Here is a 3477-nt window from a genome sequence, read left to right on the forward strand (position 1 = left end):
AATTGCATACATTGCAGCACGTGACAAATATATAACTCAGTCGGAGATGTCCCCCGCCTCTAAGCTTGAAAAAGCGTAGGCGGTGGGTACATATTTACAATTCAGTAGGAGTTCAAGCTCCGACTGAATTATAACGCTCCGCGTGGATGCACACGGATTTGAATGGTAAGTTGTACCCTGCCGGGTACACAAATCCGGCGCAGCAATACTCGCAAGCTCGTATTGACTAAAAAGAGAAGATATTGGGGGAAAAGGCAGAACAGATTTTACATTCTACCCGCTATATCCAACTGATACTGCTTTTATAATAGAATTAAAAACAGATGGTAGTAGTGCCGAAAGTGCTATCCAACAAATTAAGTCTAGAGATTATAAATCTTCTATAGATTCGTACTTTGGCAAAAAACTTGCTGTTGGCATAGTATACGACAAAGATAGCAAAGATAAAAAACATAAGGCAATTATAGAAGAAATATAGGGAATGATTAATCAAGATTTTCGAGATTAAATTTATCACAACATATGCGTATTTATTAAAGCACACTCATGACTAAAGTCACAAGTGTGCAATACTGTGTAATTATTGACTTGGTACTATATTTTACATTCAACTCCAAAAGCCAGGTCTATAACTTATTAATCCCTAATCTATAATTATTTCTCAATAATATTCTCCTCATAAAATGTGTAGTACTTGTACTTACCAAAATCTCCTGGTTTCCTTCCCTCATTATTTTTAGCATCTTCATCTGCACCATTCTCTATTAATAACAACGAATGTAACCATCTACTCCGAAACGTATGCAATCTGGGTGTACGTGACCAAAATCTCCTGGTTTTCTTCCCTCATTATTTATCGCATCTTCATCTGCTCCATTCTCTACTAATACAAGTGCTACCGCATTTGGTGACACAGACGGTAATTGCTTAAATCCCTCATGTAAGTTTAGATAGTAGGTTTTATGCAATGGTGTTTCTCCATTATTATCTCTAGCATTTACGTCTGCTCCATTTTCTATCAATAACTTTGCTATCTTTGCATCTCCCTTAATTACATATTCATTATTTCTTATAACTCGAAATCCACAATCAGCAGCCTTATGCAATGGTGTTTCTCCATTATTATTTCTTGCATTTACATCTGCTCCATTCTCTATTAATAACTTTGCTATCTCTACATTCCTTACAATATGCAATGGGGTATCTTCATTATCATTCCTTGTCTTTACATCTGCTCCATTCTCTATTAATAACTTTGCTATCTCTACATTCCTTACAATATGCAATGGGGTATCTCCATTATTATTTCTCGCATTTACATCTGCTCCATTCTTTACTAATAATTTTGCTATCTCTACATTCCTTACAATATGCAATGGGGTATCTCCATTGTCATTCTTTACATTTACATCGACTCCAGTTTCTATTAGTAACTTTACTACTTCTATGTCATCTTCTTCTACAGCACGAAAAAGCCTATTAATTTTTGTGTTATCATCTAATACTACACTTTTTTTACAACTTGCATTATAACAATAACCTACCACTGGTATCGTAAAAGCTAATACTCCTACTAAACATATTGCTTTCAAAAATCCTTTCTTCATAAACATCAACCTCCTAATTACAAAAAACAATTTCTTCCATCAGGTCTTTTTTTATCTTTCTGTATTATAGATTTAATTATAATTATATGGTAACAGAATGTCAACGTTTTGTGGTAAAAAAAGAGTACTTTTAACTTATAGTCAAAAATACTCTTTTTATTATTAAATCTATTATTTACCACTTTGTTTGAATACTGGGAAAAAGTCATGTGCTCCATAATCTTTTAGTGGTTTTACTTGCTTTAGTATTTCCATATCGTTATCAGAAATTTCAAAATTTAAGTCAATGTTATTTTGCAAATGTTCTTTTGAAATTGCTTTTGGTAAAACCACCATTCCTAAATTAAGACAATATTTTAGACAAATTTGTGCAAATGATTTGCCATATTTTTTAGCCATCTCTTGTACTTCTTCTATTCTATTTGCTTCGCCATGTGCTATTGGTGAATATGCTTCTACTAAAATATTTTCTTTTTCACAAAAATCTATTATATCAAATGGAGTCTGCCCGATATGTGCTAAAACCTGATTAATCATAGGCCTTATCTCACAAGTTTCTAATATATTTTCTAAATCATATATATGAAAATTAGATACACCTATAGCCTTCAATTTTCCTTCTTTGTAGGCATCTTCTAGGGCTCTCCAAACTTCTTTATTTTCCTTAAAATAGTTATTGTCTGTTGTTCTAAACTCCATCCAAGGTTGAGGGCTGTGTATAATCATCAAATCTACGTAGTCTAAACCTAATTTTCTAAGTGATTCATCAATGGATTTTTTTGCAGAGTTGTAATCTTTATACTCTGCTGCAACCTTGGTTGTTACAAAAATTTCTTTTCTATCTAATCCACATTCTTTTATACCGATACCCACTCCTTCTTCATTTCCATATGCCTGTGCAGTATCAATATGCCTATAACCTAGTTCTACTGAGTCTTTTACAACTTGTGAAACTTGGTCATTATGGATTAACCACGTACCTAGTCCAACGCTTGGAATTTGCGTACCGTTGTTTAGTTTGAAATTCATAATATCTCTCCTTCTTGGTTTTGTTTTATTTTTTTTAAACCAATTTATTTGATATTTCTTCTATTTACGTTACACTAATTATTCTTCTCTTGCAAATACCTTTTTAGTAAAAATGTCATAAAGTATGGGAAGGTGTAAAAGTTTCCGTTGAATCCGATATTTTTATTGCAAAGCTTTATCCCATATTTTATATCATCATATTTATGGCCAATTATTAGCTTATTTAGAGAAATTGTCGCATTGTCATTTGCTTTTACTTCAACTGGAATTAACGAATCCTTATCTCTTACAAAAAAGTCCATCTCAAGCGTTCCCTTTTGACTCTTGTAAAAATATAGCTTGTATCCCGCCTTAACCAACATGTCTCCTACAATATTCTCGTAAATTGCACCTTTATACGTATTAAAATTTTTGTTATATCGCAAATCTTCTTGTGCCTCTTCATCGATAGAAGCTATCAAAATACCTATATCTCCAAAATATACTCTAAAATTATTGGGATTATAATTACCTCCTAATGGCAATCCTAGTTCTTCCATACAATAAGAAACATTTATTATACCTGCATTTTTTAGCCATTCTATTGTCCCAACATATTCTCTTGAACGAGCTCCCTTCTCTATTTTAGAAATTTGAAATTTTTTATTTTCATTTCCCAAAAATGTTGGAATTTTTCTGTATATGCTTAATATCTTGCCTTGGTCTAGTCCGTTTGCATATTTGGTAATATCTTCTTCATAATCTAACAAAATCTGCTTTTGCATTTCTAGTATTCCACTGTAATTTTTTTGTGTGACAAATCTATACACAATAGCAGGCATTCCTCCAACTACCATATACT

At 32.4% G+C, this 3477-nt stretch carries 3 protein-coding genes and 1 pseudogene; 1 reads left to right on the top strand and 3 read right to left on the bottom strand.

The features are described from left to right. Positions 1-235 precede the first annotated feature (235 nt). Positions 236-478, top strand: a pseudogene (locus J6Y29_01945) (PD-(D/E)XK nuclease domain-containing protein). Positions 479-764: 286 nt separating this feature from the next. Here the strand turns inward: J6Y29_01945 and J6Y29_01950 are convergent. From J6Y29_01950 to J6Y29_01960, 3 genes are all read right to left on the bottom strand, one after another. Then, positions 765-1607 (bottom strand): ankyrin repeat domain-containing protein, encoded by an 843-nt coding sequence (locus tag J6Y29_01950; protein ID MBP5426653.1) that lies wholly within the window; start codon positions 1605-1607, stop codon positions 765-767. Between the two features lie 171 nt (positions 1608-1778). Continuing rightward, positions 1779-2636, bottom strand: coding sequence for an aldo/keto reductase (locus tag J6Y29_01955; GenBank protein ID MBP5426654.1), 858 nt, complete (start codon positions 2634-2636; stop codon positions 1779-1781). 74 nt (positions 2637-2710) lie between these two features. Then, the coding region (locus tag J6Y29_01960; protein MBP5426655.1) for a DUF4143 domain-containing protein at positions 2711-3477 on the bottom strand (767 nt) is incomplete at its 5' end.

Source organism: Clostridiales bacterium, assembly GCA_017961515.1.
Classification (GTDB): Bacteria; Bacillota; Clostridia; order Acetivibrionales; family RGIG10202; genus RGIG10202.